This window comes from Paenibacillus sp. CH40 (assembly GCF_024213605.1).
Classification (GTDB): domain Bacteria; phylum Bacillota; class Bacilli; order Paenibacillales; family Paenibacillaceae; genus Paenibacillus; species Paenibacillus polymyxa_B.
In genome coordinates, this window is the sequence record NZ_JANAVQ010000003.1 from 74959 (window position 1) to 93567 (window position 18609).

Genomic DNA, 18609 nt, shown 5'->3' on the forward strand with positions numbered 1-18609 from the left:
TTCTTCCCTCCGCTACGATGCACTAAAATATAATAATTATTTCGATTCTTCATGCTTTATTTTGTACAGTCGCCACTGCCCGTCAAAGTCATGTACCAGTGAGGCCCACGACGCTCCCTTTTCGAATAAATCAGGATAGCTCCGGTTTACCTGATCCAGCGGTACCCCATCCACCAAGCGCGTGACCAAGACATAATCCACCTTGGAAGCAGGCAGATCCATCAAAGATTCTCCAAAATCAAAATCACTCGTAATCATAAACTTCTTCGGAATTTTGCTGCTCAAAATGATCGGATAGGCGGCATAAGAATCTGTCAAAATGAGAGATGTACCATAATGCTCATCCAGCCACGGCGCTATTTTCCGCTCAATAATTTGACGTTCGTAGCTTTCATTACCACTATGCGTCAAATAGCTGTGTTCATCTGCTGCAATCGCGGGGTTCGTCAGTGCGTAGGATAACAAGCATGCTGTTACCAACATTCCTGCTGTTACCAGAGAGATTCCGATCCCCCTCATTTTTCCCTTCAATAAACTTAGCTCATACGGCAACCAAGCCACCGTAATCGGGAACACATACATAAAATATCGGAACCACCCAAAAGAAGACTGCTTGAGCATCAGCAAAAGCTGAAGTCCAGGCACCGATAAAAAGATTGCTAATAGCGTAAGCGTGCTCCAACTCAACAGACGTTTGTCCAACAATCGTATGAGCAAAATGGCAATCAACGGAGCAGCATACCATAAGGTTCGTTGCCCGATAAACTTTAGCATCAGCACAGGGTGGGCAAACATGGCCACAAAGCGTTGATCCTCTAACAAAGCCGCTGATTGTGTGGAATTGGAATATTGCGAGCGTAAAAAGTAAAGCGGATCGCCCATGATAATCCAGTTAAAAAAGAGCCACAGCAGACCGGAAAAAACAAGTGGCAACAACAATAGAAGCCATGTCGCTTCCACCTTGTACAGGCGCTCTTTTAAAGACAATTCCGTTCTAACCATCTCTTTGTTTGTACGCCACCTATGCAGAAAAAAGATCGTCAGCAATACACCCAAAGCCATCGCAACGCCAAGCGGAACCGCTTCATAGCGTACCCAAAAAGCCAGTGCAAGCGCAAAACCGGATACGATCAAATTCGCCGCCTTGCGATCCTTCAACCACATACAAAATCGACTCACTGTCAACAAGATGAAAAAGATATATGGCGAGTCACTTAAGCCGTTGAAGCCAAACAGAAACATAAATGGATTCAGTGAAAATAATAGCGCAATCAGCAAGCTGGTTGCACCGTGAAGCCCCAACTGTTTGCCCGTCGCATACAATAATGCCGCGCTCGCCCCTGCAAACAGGCTGCTCACAATTACTGCCGCCAGCCCGTGGGAAGCGAGTACTGGCAATAAAGGATAAAACAACAGCACAATCAGTTCCATCAAACTGGGCAGGGGATTCCATACAAACCCGATAGCACCCAAGTGTGGGTCACGACTGTATAGCACATAAAATGCGTTAGCCACTCGACTGAGCGCATCGGTATGCATATAACCAAGATACCATGCAAAATACACACCCACGGCCAGTTCAAGGGCAGTAATACAAGCAAACAATGATAGAAATTTTCCGTGTTTTCTTAAAATCATGAAACCTCTTTCTGACGCTGTTGCGGAACGGAGAAGATCCAGTAGCGGTTCCAGAAATAATTATGAACAGGCACGATGATGGTAGTTAGTACTTCACCGATCAGATACGACCAACCGATCCAGTGAATGGTCACGTACATCAGAGCGGCATTTAAGAGCAAGCCACAGGTACAGACCAATAAATATTTAAGAAACTGGGTGCGGCTTCCCTCGCCGGTAGGCTCGAACGTCCAGTTTCGGTTCAGCACATACGAAACGAGCAATGTAACCACGAATCCGATTGTAGTAGCCGTTACTGCTGGTACCGTAAACAACTCCACCAGCAGCACAAGCACACCAACATGGATACCTGTACCCAGCAACCCCACAATACCGTATTTAATGATTGGATACTTTAGATATGAACGTCTGATCATGTTGATTAAACTCCCTGTCCACCCACAATCGGTCAGCATTCGCCCGTTTATCTGCTATCAGATAGCGAGGCCTAGCTTTGACTTCGTGATATATGGCGGCAATATATTCTCCTACCACTCCAATCGACAGCATGAGTACACTGCCAATAATCAAGAGCAGCAAAATTACAGTGGTAAAACCGGTCACAGCGTCACCCGTTAATTTGCGCATTAAGGTCTGAATCCCTAATACGACTGAAATCAGCATAAAAATGAGGCCCATCAGACTTACTACCCGCAACGGTACTGTTGAAAACGAAACGATCGCTTCTGCTGCCAGTCGAATCAGCCCTAACGGACTCCAGCGGCTTGGCCCCTCTTCGCGTGGAGCCACCCGGAATGAAATCTGGGTTTTGCGGAAACCTAGCCAGGCTGTCATCCCGCGGAAAAACGGCATCCGCTCTGGCATCGCCATCCAGGCATCCACCACTCGTCGATCCAGTAGCTTATAATCGGAGGCATCCTTGAGATTAAAGCCCGTCAAGCGGTTCAGGGTCGCGTAGAACAATGAAGCACCGAGCTTTTTGCCCACCGACTCTTCTCCCCGAAATTCTTTCACACATTCGACCAAATCATAACCTTCATTTTGCCATAAGCGTACCATTTCTCCAATCATTTCAGGAGGATGCTGCAAATCACCGTCCATGACAATAATCGCATCGCCAGAGGCATTTTCCAGACCTGCGCACAACGCCAGCTCCTTACCGAAATTCCGACTCAGCCGGAGCGCGAGCAAAGAGGGCATACGACGGGACAATTCGGACAGCTTGAGCCACGTATCGTCTTTGGAACCATCATCTACTATGATGAGCTCATAGCGTGAGGTGACAACAGACAATACCCCATCAATCACCTTAAGCGACCGCTCGAGATGTGAGCTTTCATTGTACATGGGAATGACGACGGATAAAAAAGGTGTTTTTGTCTCCATTCTTGCTCCTTCTTTCTTCATATTCAGGAGGACTGTGCCGGGGTATCATCCAAGTCGTGCATATCGGTCAGACCATGCGTGGTCTTCTCCCAATAGAACGGCTTGGTAATGAGCTGCCAAGCGGCTTTCACCGCAGCTATACTCATAAGTACCCAATATAACGGCGAGAGTAGCCCGTATTTGACCATCGCGTATGAAAATGTTCGTTCACCGCGCTCTTCCAGTTCCCCGATGACCCAATACATTCCGGCCACATTACTGAATACGAACAGAAAGTTACCGATATAAAACTCCGCGCTGGCCAGGTAATACACATAACCCGGGAATAGCTTGGGAATAAAGGACAACTCCCAGCCAAACCATAAAATAAGCAACCCCCAAAAAATCGGATTCAGCAACGGCAACATCGGAGTTGCCAGAATCATCACCTGAAAGCCGAAAAAGCCTTTCCAGCCCACTTCGCGCACCAGCTTAACCGGATTTCGCATATGAACCAGCCATGTCTGCATATACCCCTTGATCCAGCGTGACCGCTGACGAATCCAGTTGCCCACGCGGCTGTTAGCTTCCTCCCATGTGCGGGAATCGACAATAGCAGTTTTGTAGCCGCCTTTATACAGACGTATGCCCAGATCGGCATCCTCGGTTACATTGTAGGGGTCCCACGCATTAATATCTTTTAATACAGATACCCGAAAATGATTGGATGTGCCGCCTAAAGGAATTGGGGTATCTAACTGCATAATACCCGGCAGCAGTAGCTCGAACCACATACTGTATTCTTGAGTGAACCAGCGGGTCAGCAGATTTTGTGTACTATTAAAGTAGTTAAGCTTCGCTTGAATACACGCATAATGCTCAGGGAGTGAATCGAACGCTGCAATGACCTTTTTAAGCTGATCAGCGTCGGGACGATCCTCAGCATCGTAAATCACGACAAACTCGCCACGTGCCCGAATAAGTCCGTAATTACATGCCTTCGGCTTGGTTTTCGGCAAACCGTCTGGAACGACCAGTGTCGTGTAATAGGCCGGCAGCTTCATTTCCCGAAGTAGCTCAATCGTCTCTATGTCGTCCTCTTCAATCAGCAGCCGCACATCCAGCTTGGACTTTGGATAATCCAGTTGCTCCAAATTCCGCAATAACATCGGAAGCACGCCCGCTTCCTTATACATAGGTACAAGAATGGTATAGATCGGCAGTTTCTTTTCATCCATGGCGTCAACCTCTTCCTTCGTGAAACGAAGCTGCGCCCCACGTCGGGAACCGAGATAAATGATGCCAAATTTAAATAGCGTCATGGCAAAATAAAACAGCTGAATCATCATATTGATGATCAACACCGTTTTCCAACTGTTCCAGAGGAGACCGAGCAGTGTAATCATACCCATGGCCGCGAACACCCAGAGCTGTCCCTTTGTAAAGGTCGTCCGTGCTGAATTGTGTGGTTCTTTTTCCAATAGCCCGGTCGTGCTCTCCTGCATCATTTCTTCACCGTAGATTTTACCCCAGAGCTGCTCCATCTCTTCCTTCGTAGCAAGCACCTGCTCTACCGGCATACCCAAAATTTCCTCCAGCTTCAAGCGTCGCTCTTCTGGCAGCGGATCGCTGACCGCCACAATATAACGGTTCATATATTGATGGATGACGACCACGCCATATGCCATCGCCACTTGCTCGGGTAGTTTATACGCCGCATCCAGCGCGAGTTCCTCACCAATACGCCCGATTCGGTTCTGTGTAGCAATCGCGCGGTACAGATCCGCAGGTTCCAGCATTTGCAATGACAGCAAGATGTCTCCCAGTAGCCCGCCGCTCTTCGCCTGGAACTCCAGTGCGCGCTCCAGTTGTTCCGGTAATATATAGCCGGAACGAACCAGCATATCGCCTAGGCGCTCCTTGGACTCGTCGCCGCCAACCTGTTCTTGGAGCTGCTCAGCCGTAATGAAGCCCATCTCTACAAGAATATCGCCCAGCCTGCCACCGTAGCGCTTCTGGTTGCGGATGGCATCTGTCAGCTGATCGCGGGTAATCATCCCGTTCTCCACCAATTGATCCCCCAGACGGGCCTTGCCGTTTCGTCCGCTCTGCGTTCCTCTTGCGGCCTCTTCGCCTTCCGTACCAGAGATACTGGAAGCAGCGCCCATAGCGGTTCCTACCGCTACCTGTTCCTGCCCAGATGCATATTGGACTTGAGCCTCCTGCACCTGTCCATCCTGTAACCCTTCATCCAGCAATTGTTCCACAGCTGCTGCTGTATCATTGGCGTTCTGTATCGCCTGGATACGAAGTTCTGTATCCTGAAGTCGCCGTTCCAACTCTTCGATATGAAAATCAAGCTTGTACAGCACCGGGGCCTGCTCTAACCGCTGAGCCTCTAGCTGTTGTTGCAGTTGTTCGATTCGCTGACGCTCTTCTTTTATTCTTCTCTTGGTTTGGCGAATTGAAACTCCTCCAACCTGCCACCTAAGCTTGTCACCCATGAATTCCCGCCCTTTCAATCCAGCGCCGCTCTTCCGCAAGCGCATCCGCAAGCAGCTGCTTTAACTCCGCATCCCGCTGCTTTTTCCGTTCCAGCGCCGCGTGGAAAAGTTCCCGCTCCTCACGCAGTAACTCCTCCGCTTGCACCCGTTCCTCATGCAATGAAGATATCAGTTGATCGGCTTCAGAAGCGCGATAACCGATCCAAGCGCTCTTTAACTGACGCGCCGTCCTTTTAGTTCTCATAATACCTCCCTGGATCATCCCGACTCTGCCTTCAGCTACGTCGCTACTTTAGAGCTTTTACTTACCGTTCTCCCAAAACCAGGACATACCTATGTTCTCATTCAAGCCCTTCATTTACACATTTATGAAATTCGCCTGATCAAAAGAGCCCCTAGTAACTTGACATTTATTTATTGAATATAGTTCTTGTCCTATTGAATTGGTAATTCGATGAAAAACTTAGTGCTATTCTACCATAATCATCATAGGTGTAGTATACAAAAATGTAAATTCTAGAAACTTTCACACCAGTGTATTAATAGGTATTTGGAACTATGAATTAATGCCCCAAAAAACACAAAAGACACCGCGAACGGTGCCTTTGAAACCTAGATTGCTAATTCCTTAAAATTTGATTTTACACAGCATCCCGCTGCTATGCAAGAGAATAATATCTTTCTTTACTGATTAATTTTTCGGCTTGTGCCCTGCAAACCATGTTGATGTATTCGCCAGGAGCTGTTCACTGCGCCCAATAGCTGCCTGTACCTGCCCGGTAGCGGTTCCACCATATACATTCCGTGCATTCACTACCGCTTCCGGTTGAAGTACCTCATAGATACGCTCGTCAAACAGATCCGAAAACTGCTGGAATTCGTCCAGTGTCAGATCAAGCAAGTATTTTCCATGCTGGATGCAATACAGTACGGTTTTGCCAATGACCTCATGCGCCTGACGGAACGGAAGCCCTTTGCCGACCAAGAAGTCCGCAATATCCGTTGCGTTGGAAAAATCCTGATTGACCGCTTGACGCATACGATCCTTGTTCACCTTCATCGTGGCGATCATCGGTGCGAACAGTTGCAAGGCTCCTTCCAGCGTGGCAACGGTATCGAACATCCCTTCCTTGTCCTCCTGCATATCCTTGTTGTATGCCAGCGGCAAGGATTTCAATACAGTCAACAAGCCCACGAGGTTTCCATAGACACGTCCGGTTTTACCACGTACCAGCTCCGGTACGTCCGGGTTTTTCTTCTGCGGCATAATACTGCTGCCTGTGCAAAAAGCATCATCCAGCTCGACAAAACCAAACTCCGTGCTACTCCATAGCACCAATTCTTCGCTCAGACGAGACAAATGCGTCATAATCAGCGAGGCGCCAGCCAGGAACTCTACGATAAAATCCCGGTCGCTGACGGCATCGAGGCTATTTTCATATACACCATCAAATCCCAGTTGCTCGGCTACAAAGTGACGGTCGATCGGAAAAGTGGTCCCGGCCAAAGCGCCAGCACCGAGCGGCAACACGTTAATCCGCTTATAGCTGTCTTTGAGTCGGTCAATATCACGTTCCAGCATAGACACATACGCCAGCAGATGATGTGCAAATAAAATAGGCTGCGCACGCTGCAAGTGTGTGTATCCAGGTACAATCGTGTCCAGATTATCCTTTGCCTGGCCGATTAATGCAGCTTGTACGTCATGCAGCATACCCACCAGCGATACCACACGTCCGCGCAAATACAAGTGCATATCTGTTGCTACCTGATCGTTACGGCTGCGCCCCGTGTGCAGCTTACCTCCGACCGGACCAATGGCCTCGATTAAATTTTTTTCGATATTCATGTGAATATCCTCATCCGAAACGGAAAATTCAATTTCCCCACGGCGGATATGCTCCAGGACCGTGTGCAGTCCTTCCTTGATCGTGTCTGCATCCTCCTGCGGAATAATTCCGCATTTCCCCAGCATGGCCACATGAGCCAAACTGCCTTGAATATCTTCTTCCGCCAATGCCTGATCAAACCCGATAGAAGCCGTATATTCCTCTACCAGCTTATTCGTTTGCTTCGTAAACCGTCCGCCCCATAGCTTACTCATTGCATGATCCCCTCTCTGCAATACAAGCCGCCCTCGTCGTTTGGACAAGAACGGCCCGCATCCCGTACATTTTTTTAGGTTACATCATTATTTATGATTTTGTGTTACGCCCGCGTTGACCTTTAAACGCAGAGCATTCAAGCGGATAAAGCCTGTTGCATCGCCTTGATCGTAGGCTTGTGTCGGATCGGCTTCCATGGTTGCAATGTCCGGGTTGTACAAGCTAACCGGACTTTTAACGCCTGCGCCGATAACGTTGCCTTTGTACAGCTTCACGCGCACGGTACCACTGACATTTTTCTGACTCTCATGAACCAGGGCCTGCAAAGCGACACGTTCCGGTGCGAACCAGAAACCATTATAAACCAAGGTAGCATAACGGGTAATCAGACTATCACGCAGATTCATAACCTCGCGATCCATCGTGATGGATTCCATTTTGCGGTGAGCTGTGAACAGGATCGTACCGCCCGGCGTCTCATAGACTCCCCGACTTTTCATGCCGACAAAACGGTTCTCTACCATATCCACACGTCCGATACCATGCTTGCCACCGAGCTCATTCAGTTTTTCCATCACTTGCAATGGACTTAGCTGTTCTCCGTTCAAAGCGACGCAGTTACCTGCTTCAAATTCCAACTCCAAATATTCTGCTTCATCAGGAGCGTCCTCAGGCGCGTTGCTGAGCAAGAACATTCCTTTATTTTCAGGAGCACTTGGATCAAACCAAGGGTCCTCCAGCACGCCGCTTTCATAGCTGATATGCAGCAGATTACGGTCCATGGAGTATGGTTTGGCTGCAGAAGCAGTTACCGGAATGTCGTGTTTTTCCGCATAGGCAATCATTTCTGCACGGCCCGGGAACTGATTGCGGAACTCTTCCAGCCGCCAAGGTGCGATCACCTTGATATCCGGCGTCAACGCCGCCGCGTTCAGCTCGAAGCGTACCTGATCGTTACCTTTGCCTGTTGCCCCGTGAGCAATGGCTGTTGCTCCCTCGGCAATCGCAATATCGACCATCCGCTTAGCGATCAATGGACGTGCAATACTCGTTCCGAGCAAATATTGTCCTTCATATAAAGCACCTGCCTGAAACATCGGATAGATAAAATCCTTGGCGAATTCATCACGCAGATCATCAATGTACACTTTGGAAGCCCCTGTAGCGAGTGCTTTTTCCTCCAAACCGTCCAGTTCTTCCTTTTGACCAATATCTGCGGTGAATGCGATGATTTCAGCATCATAAGTTTCTTTGAGCCATTTCAGAATGACCGACGTATCCAGACCGCCGGAATATGCGAGTACGATTTTTTCTTTTGCCATTGTTGAAGTCCTCCCCGAATGCTTCTAGCCTTTATCTTCTTTACCTATCAATACCTATCAACCTTATGCCATTAAAGCAACTAGCAACGCTTTTTGCGCATGCAGACGATTCTCCGCTTCATCAAAGATGACCGAATTCGGACCATCGATTACGCCTGCGCTCACTTCTTCCCCACGATGCGCAGGGAGACAATGCAGGAATAAATAATCCGGCTTCGCCAGCTTGACCAGTTCCTCATTCACCTGGAAGTCGGCAAAAGCAAGCTCCCGCTCCTTCTGCTCTTCCTCAAACCCCATGCTCGCCCACACATCTGTGTAGATCGCATCCGCATCTTGTACTGCTTTCTGCGGACTCTGGGTTATAACGATCTCACTCCCTGTCTGTTTGGCAATTTCACGGGAAGCTGCGACCACATTCGGGTCGGGCTCGTAACCAGCTGGACTTGCAATGGACACATGCACTCCGAGCTTCGCTCCACCAATCAAGAGGGAATGCGCCATATTGTTACCGTCTCCGATGTAAGCCAATTTGAGCCCTTTTAGCTTACCCTTTTGCTCATACAAGGTTTGATAATCGGCTAGTACTTGGCATGGATGCGCCAAATCACTCAATCCATTGATCACAGGAACGGACGCATAACGTGCCAACTCTACCACATTATCGTGCCCAAAGGTACGAATCATAATGCCATCCAGATAACGTGACATGACTTGAGCCATGTCGCTAATCGGTTCGCCGCGTCCCAGTTGAATGTCATTTTTGCTGAGGAAAAGGGCATGCCCGCCCAATTGATACATACCGACTTCGAAAGATACCCGTGTACGTGTAGAGGATTTTTCGAAAATCAGTCCGAGCGTTTTCCCTTTTAACGGCTGATAAGTTTCCCCGTTTTTGTGCTTACGCTTAATTTCAATGGCGAGATCAATTAAATACTGGATTTCCTCTGGAGAGTAATCGTCCAGCTCCAGGAAGTCCCGTCCTTTCAAATTCATCTGCTGCAGTGCGCCGCTCTGGCTCATGCTATCGTCTCCTTTTACACTCTAGTCTATGATAATTTGGCCTTTACACTAAGCCAAATGCTCCCGAAACAATTCAGCAATCAAGGTTACAGCCTGATCTATTTCGTCTTTCGTTACATACAAGTTAGGCAACAGACGAATCACGTTTGGTCCTGCCGTAATGAACAGAATGCCCTTCTTCTGTCCTGCCAAAACAAGCTCCGCTACCGGTTCCGCACACTCAATACCAACCATCAGACCTTTTCCACGGATATCCTTTACAAAAGGACTATCTCCAAGCTGCTTTTGCAGACTATGGAAAAGGTAATCTCCCATCTCAGCTGCACGTTCTGGTAGCTTGTCATCAATAATCGTTTCAATAGTAGCTTGAACCGCTGCCATAGCAAGTGGCGTACCTCCAAAGGTAGAACCATGACTGCCCGCTGTGAACGCTTCACGCAAGTGTCCCTTGCCTAGCATCGCACCCACAGAGAAACCACTGCCCAGTCCTTTCGCCAATGTAAAGATATCCGGCTCTATACCATAATGCTCAAAGGAAAACAGTTTGCCCGTCCGTCCCATACCTGTTTGTACCTCGTCAATGATCAGTAGCAAACCATGCTCGCGGCACAGCTTTGTAATCACATCTACGAAAGCAGGGTCTACCGGATACATACCACCTTCGGCCTGCACCATTTCCAGCATAATTGCCGCCGTATGCTCACTGATGGCTGCTTTGAGCGCTGTCTGATCGTGAAGCGGAACGCTTTTGAACCCGGCAGGAAGCGGTAAAAAACCCTCTTTTACTTTCTCCTGACCCGTAGCGGTCAAGGTTGCCAGCGTCCGTCCGTGAAAGGATTGCGTGAACGTAATGATTTCGTAGCGACCGGTCTGCTTTACCTTCTGGTGGTAACGACGCGCCAGCTTAATTGCAGCTTCGTTCGCTTCGGCCCCGCTGTTGCAGAAAAACACGGCATCTGCGCTGCTATTGGCTGTCAGCAAGGCAGCAGCCCGTTCTTGCCCCGGAATATGAAACAGATTGGACACATGCCACAATTCATCGATTTGTTTTTTCAATCGTTCAGCTACTGCTTGAGGCGCATGGCCGAGATTGGTAACGGCAATGCCTGACATGAAATCCAGATAACGCTTGCCCTGATCGTCCCACAGCCAGCTTCCTTGTCCTTTCACCAGTGTAAGCGGGTATCTTGCGTAGGTTGGAAAAAGGGAGCTTTCTGTCTGCGCTTTTGCCGACACCTTTTCCGTTTGCACTCCGCTTCCATCCGTACTTGGCATTTCCTCGCTCACCAGCGTATTCGGTTCCTTACTCATTATGTTCACGCTCCTTTATCGTTTGGTTATATAGGTCGAGCTATATATTGCAATTACTGCATACGCACGATGCGTGTTCCAATCGATTCTCCGCCCAGCACACGGCTTAGTACCTGCGGTTCGCTACCGTTCACAATGACGACTTCCTTCACTTTGCCATGGATACAGGCAATAGCCGCTCTCACTTTCGGGATCATACCACCATATATTTCACCTGTGCTGATCATATCCTCAATCTCCTGTACAGTGATAGAATCCAGCACTTTCTTTTCTCCGCCATACTTCTTCAATATGCCTGGTACATCTGTAACGACGATCATCCGACTGACCCCCAGATGAGAGGCTACCGCACCCGCCGCTGTATCCGCATTAATGTTGTAACGCTGACCAGATCGATCAATCCCGATGGGTGCAATAACAGGCATATAGTCCATATCCAGTACACCTGTAATAATCGAGGCTTGAACGGACGTTACCTCTCCGACCCAACCGACCTCAGCGGCGTTCGACACAGGCTTGGATTCGATTAAATAGCCATCACTGCCTGACAACCCCAACGCTCGGCCCCCATGCATCCCTATTCTACGTACAATCTGCTTGTTAATGCTGCCTGCCAGTACCATTTCCACGACATCCAGCACGGGTTCGGTCGTTTTGCGTAATCCATGAATAAACTCTGTTTCGATCCCAAGCTTCGCCAAGTTGTCGGAAATCGCAGGGCCACCGCCATGTACAATGACAGGTTGAAGACCTTCCGACTGCAAATGCGCCAAATCTTCAAAAAAGGAATCAGGTAACGCAGCCAGCGTACTTCCTCCGCATTTCATCACAAAATTACGACGTGCCACTCCCGCATGATTCGCTTGATCCGCGTGTTCCACTGCCGATTGCATATCATCTCTCCTTTTCTTCTCTGCATATCCGTGCAATTTTCAAATGATACTGGACTTCCATCCGCTCGTTGCTTCTATTATCTACTATCCTTATTCAATCCGTATTATTCTGGTATCTATGTCCGATAAGCAGCGTTAATCCGCACATAATCATAGGTTAAGTCACAGCCCCATGCTGTAGCAGTTCCGTTCCCGTGATGCAAATCAACAATAATTTGCACCGTATCTCCCCTCAAATAGGCTAGCGCCTCTTCTTCGTCAAAAGCGACCGGACTCGATTGGCTTAGCACAACAATATCACCCAAGCGAATATCTACCGTATCTGGATTAACGGGCTCTCCAGCACGCCCTACGGCCGCAATAATCCGTCCCCAATTCGCATCTGCTCCGAAGACGGCTGACTTGACCAGACTGGACCCAACCACCGTCTTGGCTATCGCTTGAGCGGACGCATCGCTTACCGCTCCGCTTACAGACACCTCTACCAACTTCGTAGCACCCTCTCCATCGCGAGCAATTGCCTTCGCCAGCTCTCGGCAGATATAGGTGAACGCCTCGGCAAAAGCGTCCCAATCGGGATGCCCAACGTTCAGCTCACGATTGCCAGCCAGTCCGCTCGCCATGGCGATTAGCATATCGTTCGTGCTCGTATCCCCATCCACCGTAATCATATTAAAGCTGGTATCCGTTGCCTGCTTTAATAGTTGATGAAGCGCCGTCTGTCCGATCGCTGCATCACAGGTCATAAAAGCGAGCATTGTTGCCATATTCGGATGTATCATGCCAGATCCCTTGGCCGCCCCGGCGATGTGTACGGTCACACCGTCCACTTCAACCGCCACACACGCTTCCTTTTTAACTAAATCCGTTGTCAGAATGGCTTGCGTAAATTGCTCTGCTCCATCGTTTGCCCCGTTCATACGGTCAGGTAAGGAGGATATACCGCCAAGCACACAATCCATTTTCAAATGCTCGCCGATCACGCCCGTCGAGGCGACGGCTACATTGCTCTCAGCAACACCCAGTTCATGAGCCGCAGCCGAACGCATAGCGTAGGCATCCTGCTCTCCTTGTTGTCCCGTGCAGGCGTTGGCGTTCCCGCTGTTCACCACTACTGCCTGCAATCGGCCATCTGCCAAGCTCTCGCGGGTCACCTTCAGCGGTGCAGCCTGAAACACATTGGTGGTGTACACCGCAGCAGCTGTCGCTTCTACCTCGCAACGAATTGCCCCCATATCGTTGCGGTTCGAATTTTTCAGTCCGCAGTGTAATCCCCCGGCTGTAAAGCCACGCGGAGTTACGATGTTGCCTCCGTTTACTACTGTAAACTCTACTTTGCCCATAATTATGTGCCCTCGTTCGCAACATATTCGATGAATGACAGCTGCCTGTATTCGAAATTCCGCTCGCTGACGTTTCCGTATCCATGTTGCGGTTACTTGCTACTTACGGATATACCGGTATGAAGCCCAGCCCGAGGTTCTCCTCCCATCCCATCATCAAATTTAAATTCTGAATCGCCTGTCCAGCGGCACCCTTCACAACATTATCAATGACGGAAATAATCGTAAGGCGCCCGGTTCGAGCATCTGCTGCAAAACCGATGTCGCAGTAATTCGAACCCAATACTTCCTTCGTTGCTGGCCATATACCTTCACCACGTACACGGACAAAAGGATGCCCTTTATAATAATCCCGGTATAACCCGATAAGATCCTGATCTGTATGGTCACCCTTCAGCGTGACATAAATTGTACTCATAATTCCTCGGGTCATGGGAACAAGTTGTGTCGTAAACGTAATCGTAACGTCCTCGCCCGCAATATCACCCAGTACCTGTTCGATCTCAGGGATGTGCTGGTGCTTATTCACCTTATAAGCTTTAAAATTCTCGTTCATTTCCGCATAATGCGAAACGAGGCTTGTTCCCCTACCTGAGCCGGATACCCCGGATTTGGCATCTACAATCAGCGACCGATGGTCAATCCAATCCGCTTTCAGTGCAGGAATAATGCCCAGCAATGTTGCGGTCGGATAACAGCCTGGATTAGAAATAAAAGAAACGCCCGCCAGCTTTTCTGCATACACCTCACTGAGTCCGTATACTGCTTGCTTGAGATACTCGGGTGAAGCGGCAGGCTTTTTATACCATGCTTCATACGTTTCTCCGCTTCGAAGCCTGAAGTCCCCGGAAAGGTCAATGACCTTCAGTCCGGCATCAAGAAGCTGCGGCACTAACTTAGTACTAACGCCCGATGGCGTAGCAGTGAAAACCAGATCGGCCTTGGCAGCAATTTCGTGGACTTCGACACCGTCCAAATCCTGCACCACAATGTCCGTCAGATGTGGAAACCCGTCACTGATTGGGACACCCGCGCTGGATGAAGAAATAACAGATACAATCTCTACTTGCGGATGATGAACCAAAAAACGAATCAGCTCCACCCCGCCATACCCGGTGGAACCGACAATTGCCACTTTTAACTTGCTGCTCACAGACCTTCCTCCATTCCGTTCCTATGAAATATGTATTATTATACGACTCTATTCATATAAATACAACACCTCATGTCATGTTATTCCTCCAAATTTAAAATATGCGCTCTTACCTATTCTTTTGACGGGCAGGCAGTACAGGCTATAATAAAGGAAATAAAAAATAAACAGAGGGCCTCTTGAATACAGTCTGCCGTTTTGCATAAAGAAAAGGGGGATATTCCCTTTAAATTATTTCACATATTGGTATTCATCTCGATTGGTCATTTGCTGCACTTTATGAACTTGTTGAACATGAAGGGAGTACACGTAGCACTACACACAAGAGCAAATCACATGGGCTGCATCTAGTGAATCTGCGCAGAGGAGCCGCTGAAGCGGATAATTGGGGTCGAAAATAAACCAAAACGTTAGGAGTGCTACACATCGAAACATATACAGCGAATATCGTTATAGATGCAAAAGCAAAGTTAGGCGAGGGGCCTAGCTGGGATCAGCGGTTTCAACGTTTATTTTGGGTCGATATTGAAGGTTTTCAATTGCATATCTATGATCCCTCTACGTGTACAGATCGTACAATAGATGTTGGTGAACATATTGGTGCAGTTGTACCTTATCTCAAAAATAAAGTAATCGTAGCGCTGATTAGTGGTCTATATTGTTTGGATATTGAGACAGGGGCCAAAGTATTGATTCATGATCCTGAGGAAGGTAGACTAGGTAATCGTTTTAATGATGGAAAATGCGATCCTGCAGGGCGTTTTTTAGCAGGAACAATGAGCCTAAATGACGAACACGCGCAAGGGGCATTGTATAGTTTGAGCACAAAAGGCCATGTCTCCTTACTGGTTGATAAAGCCTCCATATCTAATGGATTAGCCTGGAGCGCAGATCATCGTACAATGTATTACATTGATACTCCAACATTGGAGGTCGTCTCCTTCGATTACGATGTGGCACAAGGTACGATTAGGAATAAGCAACTGGTGGCTAGATTGGATGAAAGTGAAGGGTATCCAGATGGCATGACAATCGATGCGGAGGGCATGTTGTGGATCGCGAGATGGGGCGGTAAACGTGTCTCCCGTATCCATCCTGCTCATGGAGAAGTGATTGCTGAGGTGTCACTCCCCGTCAATTGTGTGACTTCGTGCGCTTTTGGCGGTGAACATCTGGATGAGTTATATATTACGACTGCTCAAGATGATGATAGTGCCGATCAACCCTTAGCAGGCGGTCTATTCATGGTGAAAACAGGCGTAAAAGGGACGCCAACCTCGTATTTCAATCAAGGACAAACGGCAAATTGGCTTGAACGATTAGTAAAAAGAATCTAGTAAAGCCATTCTGAAGAGAGAGGAGCCCACTACATAAGTGGGCTCTCCTGCATGGATTCATTTAAGAGCATGCCTCCAGAAGGCCCTCTTGGTTTCAGCTTTCCTTCTTAAACCCTTCACCCAATACTTCACGAGTATTACTAATAATCACAAAGGCTTCTGGGTCTACCAAACGGACGAGCGTTTTAAGGCGAGTTACCTCGTTTTGTCCGACTACAACCATAAGCACAGGACGTTCTTCGTTCGTGTAACCGCCCCGTCCCGCCAGCTCTGTCAATCCCCGGTCTAAATCCTGCAAAATAGCCTGCGTGATCGTTTCTTTCTGATTGGATATGATGTAAGCCACTTTGGAGTAGCTCAGTCCCATTTCCACGGCATCAATGACCTTGCCCGTTACAAACAAGCCGATCAACGCATACAGCGCCCGTTCCGGCGAGAGGGCGAAACCAGCCAGTGTAATCACCGTGCCATCCATCAACATGACACAGAGAGAAAGACTAAAACCCGTATACTTTTGAATAATCTGCGCCAAAATAGCCAGTCCACCCGTCGAGCCCCTACCCCGAAACACGGTACCCAAACCCAGCCCTACTCCGATTCCACCATATAGCGAAGCCAGCAACGGATTTGTTGTCGGTACTGCCCAGTCCTTCGTCACATAAACGAATAGCGGGAGCATAATACTTCCCAGCAGAGAACGCAAACCGTATTTTTTCCCTAACAGCAGTACCCCTGCTATAAATAACGGAATATTCATTCCCCACTGCGTATAGGCTGGTTCCAGGCCAAACAGGTCCTCGCCCAAGATTGACAAGCCCGATACACCCCCGGATGCAATCCGGTTTGGGAGCAAGAACATGTTAAAGGTCAGCGCTGTAATGAAAGAGCCGAGTATAATCAGCAAAATATCGGTCACGTTGCGTGCGGGTCCGCTGGCGGCAATCAGAGGCTTGCGTCGTCTTCGGCGGGCAGCGGGAGGATTCAATTGAAACATCATTCGTGTTCTCCTTTAGTTAAAAAATACCGTTACACAAAAATTCCTACAGTCCGCAGGCACATGGTCTGCGGACTGTAGGAAAACGTACAGGCTATTATTCTGCGTCCAGCTTAATTTGGCTGCGCAGGTAACCATCGATGAATGGATCGAGATCGCCATCCATGACAGCTCCTACGTTGCCAGTCTCCACGCTAGTACGGTGATCCTTAACCATGCTGTATGGATGGAACACGTAGGAGCGAATTTGGCTACCCCATGCAATATCGGACTGTTCTCCGCGGATTTCGTCCAATTGCTGACGTTGCTCTTCGATCTTACGCTCGTAGAGCTTGGAACGGAGCATCGTCATGGCACGCTCTCGGTTCTTGATCTGGGAACGTTCATTCTGACAGGTCACGACAATACCGGAAGGTAAATGCGTAATCCGAACGGCTGAATCGGTCGTATTAATATGCTGACCGCCCGCACCACTGGCCCGGTACGTATCAATTTTGAGATCTTCCGTGCGGATTTCAATGTCCACATCATCCGCAATTTCAGGCACCACATCACAGGATACGAACGATGTATGCCGACGGCCGGAGGAATCAAATGGAGAGATACGAACCAGCCGATGCACGCCTTTCTCCGCTTTCAAATAGCCGTAGGCATTATAACCTTTGATCAATAGTGTTACACTCTTAATCCCTGCTTCATCACCCGCTAGATAATCCAGGGTCTCTACCTTAAAGCCCCGTTTTTCAGCCCAGCGTGTATACATCCGTAGCAACATTTGTCCCCAGTCTTGGGACTCAGTTCCGCCTGCTCCCGGATGCAACTCCAGAATGGCATTAAGTTTGTCATACGGCTGATTCAAAAGCAATTGCAATTCAAACTCCTGAAGCTTGCTCAGCAGAGAAGTGACACTGTTCTCGATCTCTCCAGCCAGTGTTTCATCGCCTTCCTCATCAGCCAGCTCAGCCATCATGCCAGCGTCTTCATATTCCTGACGAAGCTGTTCATAGCTGTCTACTGATGACTTAACAGCGTTCATTTCTGCAATTACACCTTGAGCCTTATCATTATCATCCCAAAAGTCAGGTGCAGCCATCTTTACTTCAAAGTTTGCAATCATTTCCTGTTTGAGATCTAAGTCAAAGAGACCCCCTAAGGTTTGTTAGTTTCTTGCCTATTTCTCGCAAATCATGCTTTACACTTGGATCAATCATGATGTCATTCTCCTTTTAATATATGGTTAGGGGGATGGAGCGTTGTGAGTTACGGCTGGTGGGTAGGCGCTGCGCGAATGATTTGATCTTACGATCGCTGTTGCAGCGAGATGCCCTTGATTGGATTAACACATTCAAAGGTGGGCATCTCACTGCAAAGGCGAACGCTGACGCTTCTCCAGATTCAAATCCTCCGCTTCGCTACCAACCGCCGTAAAGTCAAACGACTTATAGATAATCGGCTCAGGTATGTGAGCCGAGTCAAGAGCTGAATTAACTGACAAGCAAGCTAAGATCCTCTTGCTTGTCATAATTGTTTTCAAAAAATTTAAGAGCAATTAACCATCCACCAATATTCAAACTGATCCTCCAACAGAGAGCTATAAGTTGAACACATCAGTCTCACCCCTGTA

Annotated in this window: 16 protein-coding genes; 1 reads left to right on the forward strand and 15 read right to left on the reverse strand. The window is 48.4% G+C overall.

Annotated features, from left to right (window positions below; translation table 11 throughout):
• Positions 1-36: 36 nt before the first annotated feature.
• From NLX73_RS10375 to argC, 12 genes are all read right to left on the reverse strand, one after another.
• Positions 37-1638 carry an ArnT family glycosyltransferase gene (locus NLX73_RS10375; protein ID WP_254326099.1) on the reverse strand — a complete coding sequence of 534 codons (1602 nt, stop codon included), beginning with the start codon at positions 1636-1638 and terminating at the stop codon, positions 37-39.
• Positions 1635-2054: a GtrA family protein gene (locus NLX73_RS10380; protein WP_025721701.1), complete on the reverse strand. Its 420-nt coding sequence runs from the start codon at positions 2052-2054 to the stop codon at positions 1635-1637. The genes NLX73_RS10375 and NLX73_RS10380 overlap by 4 nt, the downstream gene beginning before the upstream one ends.
• Positions 2017-3024 (reverse strand): glycosyltransferase family 2 protein, encoded by a 1008-nt coding sequence (locus tag NLX73_RS10385; protein WP_025721702.1) that lies wholly within the window; start codon positions 3022-3024, stop codon positions 2017-2019. Before NLX73_RS10385 ends, NLX73_RS10380 begins: the two co-directional genes overlap by 38 nt.
• A 23-nt stretch (positions 3025-3047) precedes the next feature.
• Positions 3048-5507 carry a cyclic di-GMP-binding domain-containing protein, MshE-related gene (locus tag NLX73_RS10390; RefSeq protein WP_254326100.1) on the reverse strand — a complete coding sequence of 820 codons (2460 nt, stop codon included), beginning with the start codon at positions 5505-5507 and terminating at the stop codon, positions 3048-3050.
• Complete coding sequence (locus tag NLX73_RS10395) at positions 5500-5751, reverse strand: hypothetical protein (protein WP_069292030.1); 252 nt, start codon at positions 5749-5751, stop codon at positions 5500-5502. Before NLX73_RS10395 ends, NLX73_RS10390 begins: the two co-directional genes overlap by 8 nt.
• 447 nt (positions 5752-6198) lie before the next feature.
• Positions 6199-7611, reverse strand: coding sequence for an argininosuccinate lyase (argH, locus tag NLX73_RS10400; RefSeq protein ID WP_254326101.1), 1413 nt, complete (start codon positions 7609-7611; stop codon positions 6199-6201).
• An 87-nt stretch (positions 7612-7698) separates the two neighbouring features.
• Positions 7699-8934 (reverse strand): argininosuccinate synthase, encoded by a 1236-nt coding sequence (locus tag NLX73_RS10405; protein WP_061829944.1) that lies wholly within the window; start codon positions 8932-8934, stop codon positions 7699-7701.
• Positions 8935-8997: 63 nt separating this feature from the next.
• Entirely contained in the window at positions 8998-9954 is a 957-nt protein-coding gene (argF, locus tag NLX73_RS10410; protein ID WP_254326102.1) for an ornithine carbamoyltransferase, read from the reverse strand.
• Positions 9955-10002: 48 nt separating this feature from the next.
• Positions 10003-11265 (reverse strand): acetylornithine transaminase, encoded by a 1263-nt coding sequence (locus NLX73_RS10415; RefSeq protein ID WP_254326103.1) that lies wholly within the window; start codon positions 11263-11265, stop codon positions 10003-10005.
• Between the two features lie 53 nt (positions 11266-11318).
• Positions 11319-12158: an acetylglutamate kinase gene (gene argB / locus NLX73_RS10420; RefSeq protein ID WP_254326104.1), complete on the reverse strand. Its 840-nt coding sequence runs from the start codon at positions 12156-12158 to the stop codon at positions 11319-11321.
• Positions 12159-12274: 116 nt separating this feature from the next.
• The gene (gene argJ, locus NLX73_RS10425; protein WP_069290523.1) at positions 12275-13501 is read right to left on the reverse strand and encodes a bifunctional glutamate N-acetyltransferase/amino-acid acetyltransferase ArgJ; all 1227 of its coding nucleotides are present in this window, start codon (positions 13499-13501) and stop codon (positions 12275-12277) included.
• 103 nt (positions 13502-13604) lie between these two features.
• Entirely contained in the window at positions 13605-14654 is a 1050-nt protein-coding gene (gene argC, locus NLX73_RS10430; RefSeq protein WP_069290524.1) for an N-acetyl-gamma-glutamyl-phosphate reductase, read from the reverse strand.
• A gap of 416 nt (positions 14655-15070) precedes the next feature.
• Between argC and NLX73_RS10435 the strand changes: the two genes are divergently transcribed.
• Complete coding sequence (locus NLX73_RS10435; protein WP_254326105.1) at positions 15071-15991, forward strand: SMP-30/gluconolactonase/LRE family protein; 921 nt, start codon at positions 15071-15073, stop codon at positions 15989-15991.
• A gap of 94 nt (positions 15992-16085) precedes the next feature.
• Here the strand turns inward: NLX73_RS10435 and NLX73_RS10440 are convergent, their stop codons facing one another.
• The 3 genes from NLX73_RS10440 to NLX73_RS24950 all read right to left on the reverse strand — a co-directional run bounded on the left by NLX73_RS10440 (position 16086) and on the right by NLX73_RS24950 (position 18480).
• Entirely contained in the window at positions 16086-16985 is a 900-nt protein-coding gene (locus NLX73_RS10440; protein WP_235308283.1) for a YitT family protein, read from the reverse strand.
• 97 nt (positions 16986-17082) lie between these two features.
• Positions 17083-18196, reverse strand: a protein-coding gene (gene prfB / locus NLX73_RS10445; RefSeq protein WP_155765234.1) for a peptide chain release factor 2 whose coding sequence is annotated in 2 segments (ribosomal slippage) — positions 17083-18123 and positions 18125-18196 — 1113 coding nt in all. Because the reading frame shifts where the segments join, the coding sequence is not laid out codon by codon here.
• Between the two features lie 149 nt (positions 18197-18345).
• Positions 18346-18480, reverse strand: coding sequence for a hypothetical protein (locus NLX73_RS24950; protein ID WP_258012365.1), 135 nt, complete (start codon positions 18478-18480; stop codon positions 18346-18348).
• Positions 18481-18609 lie beyond the last annotated feature (129 nt).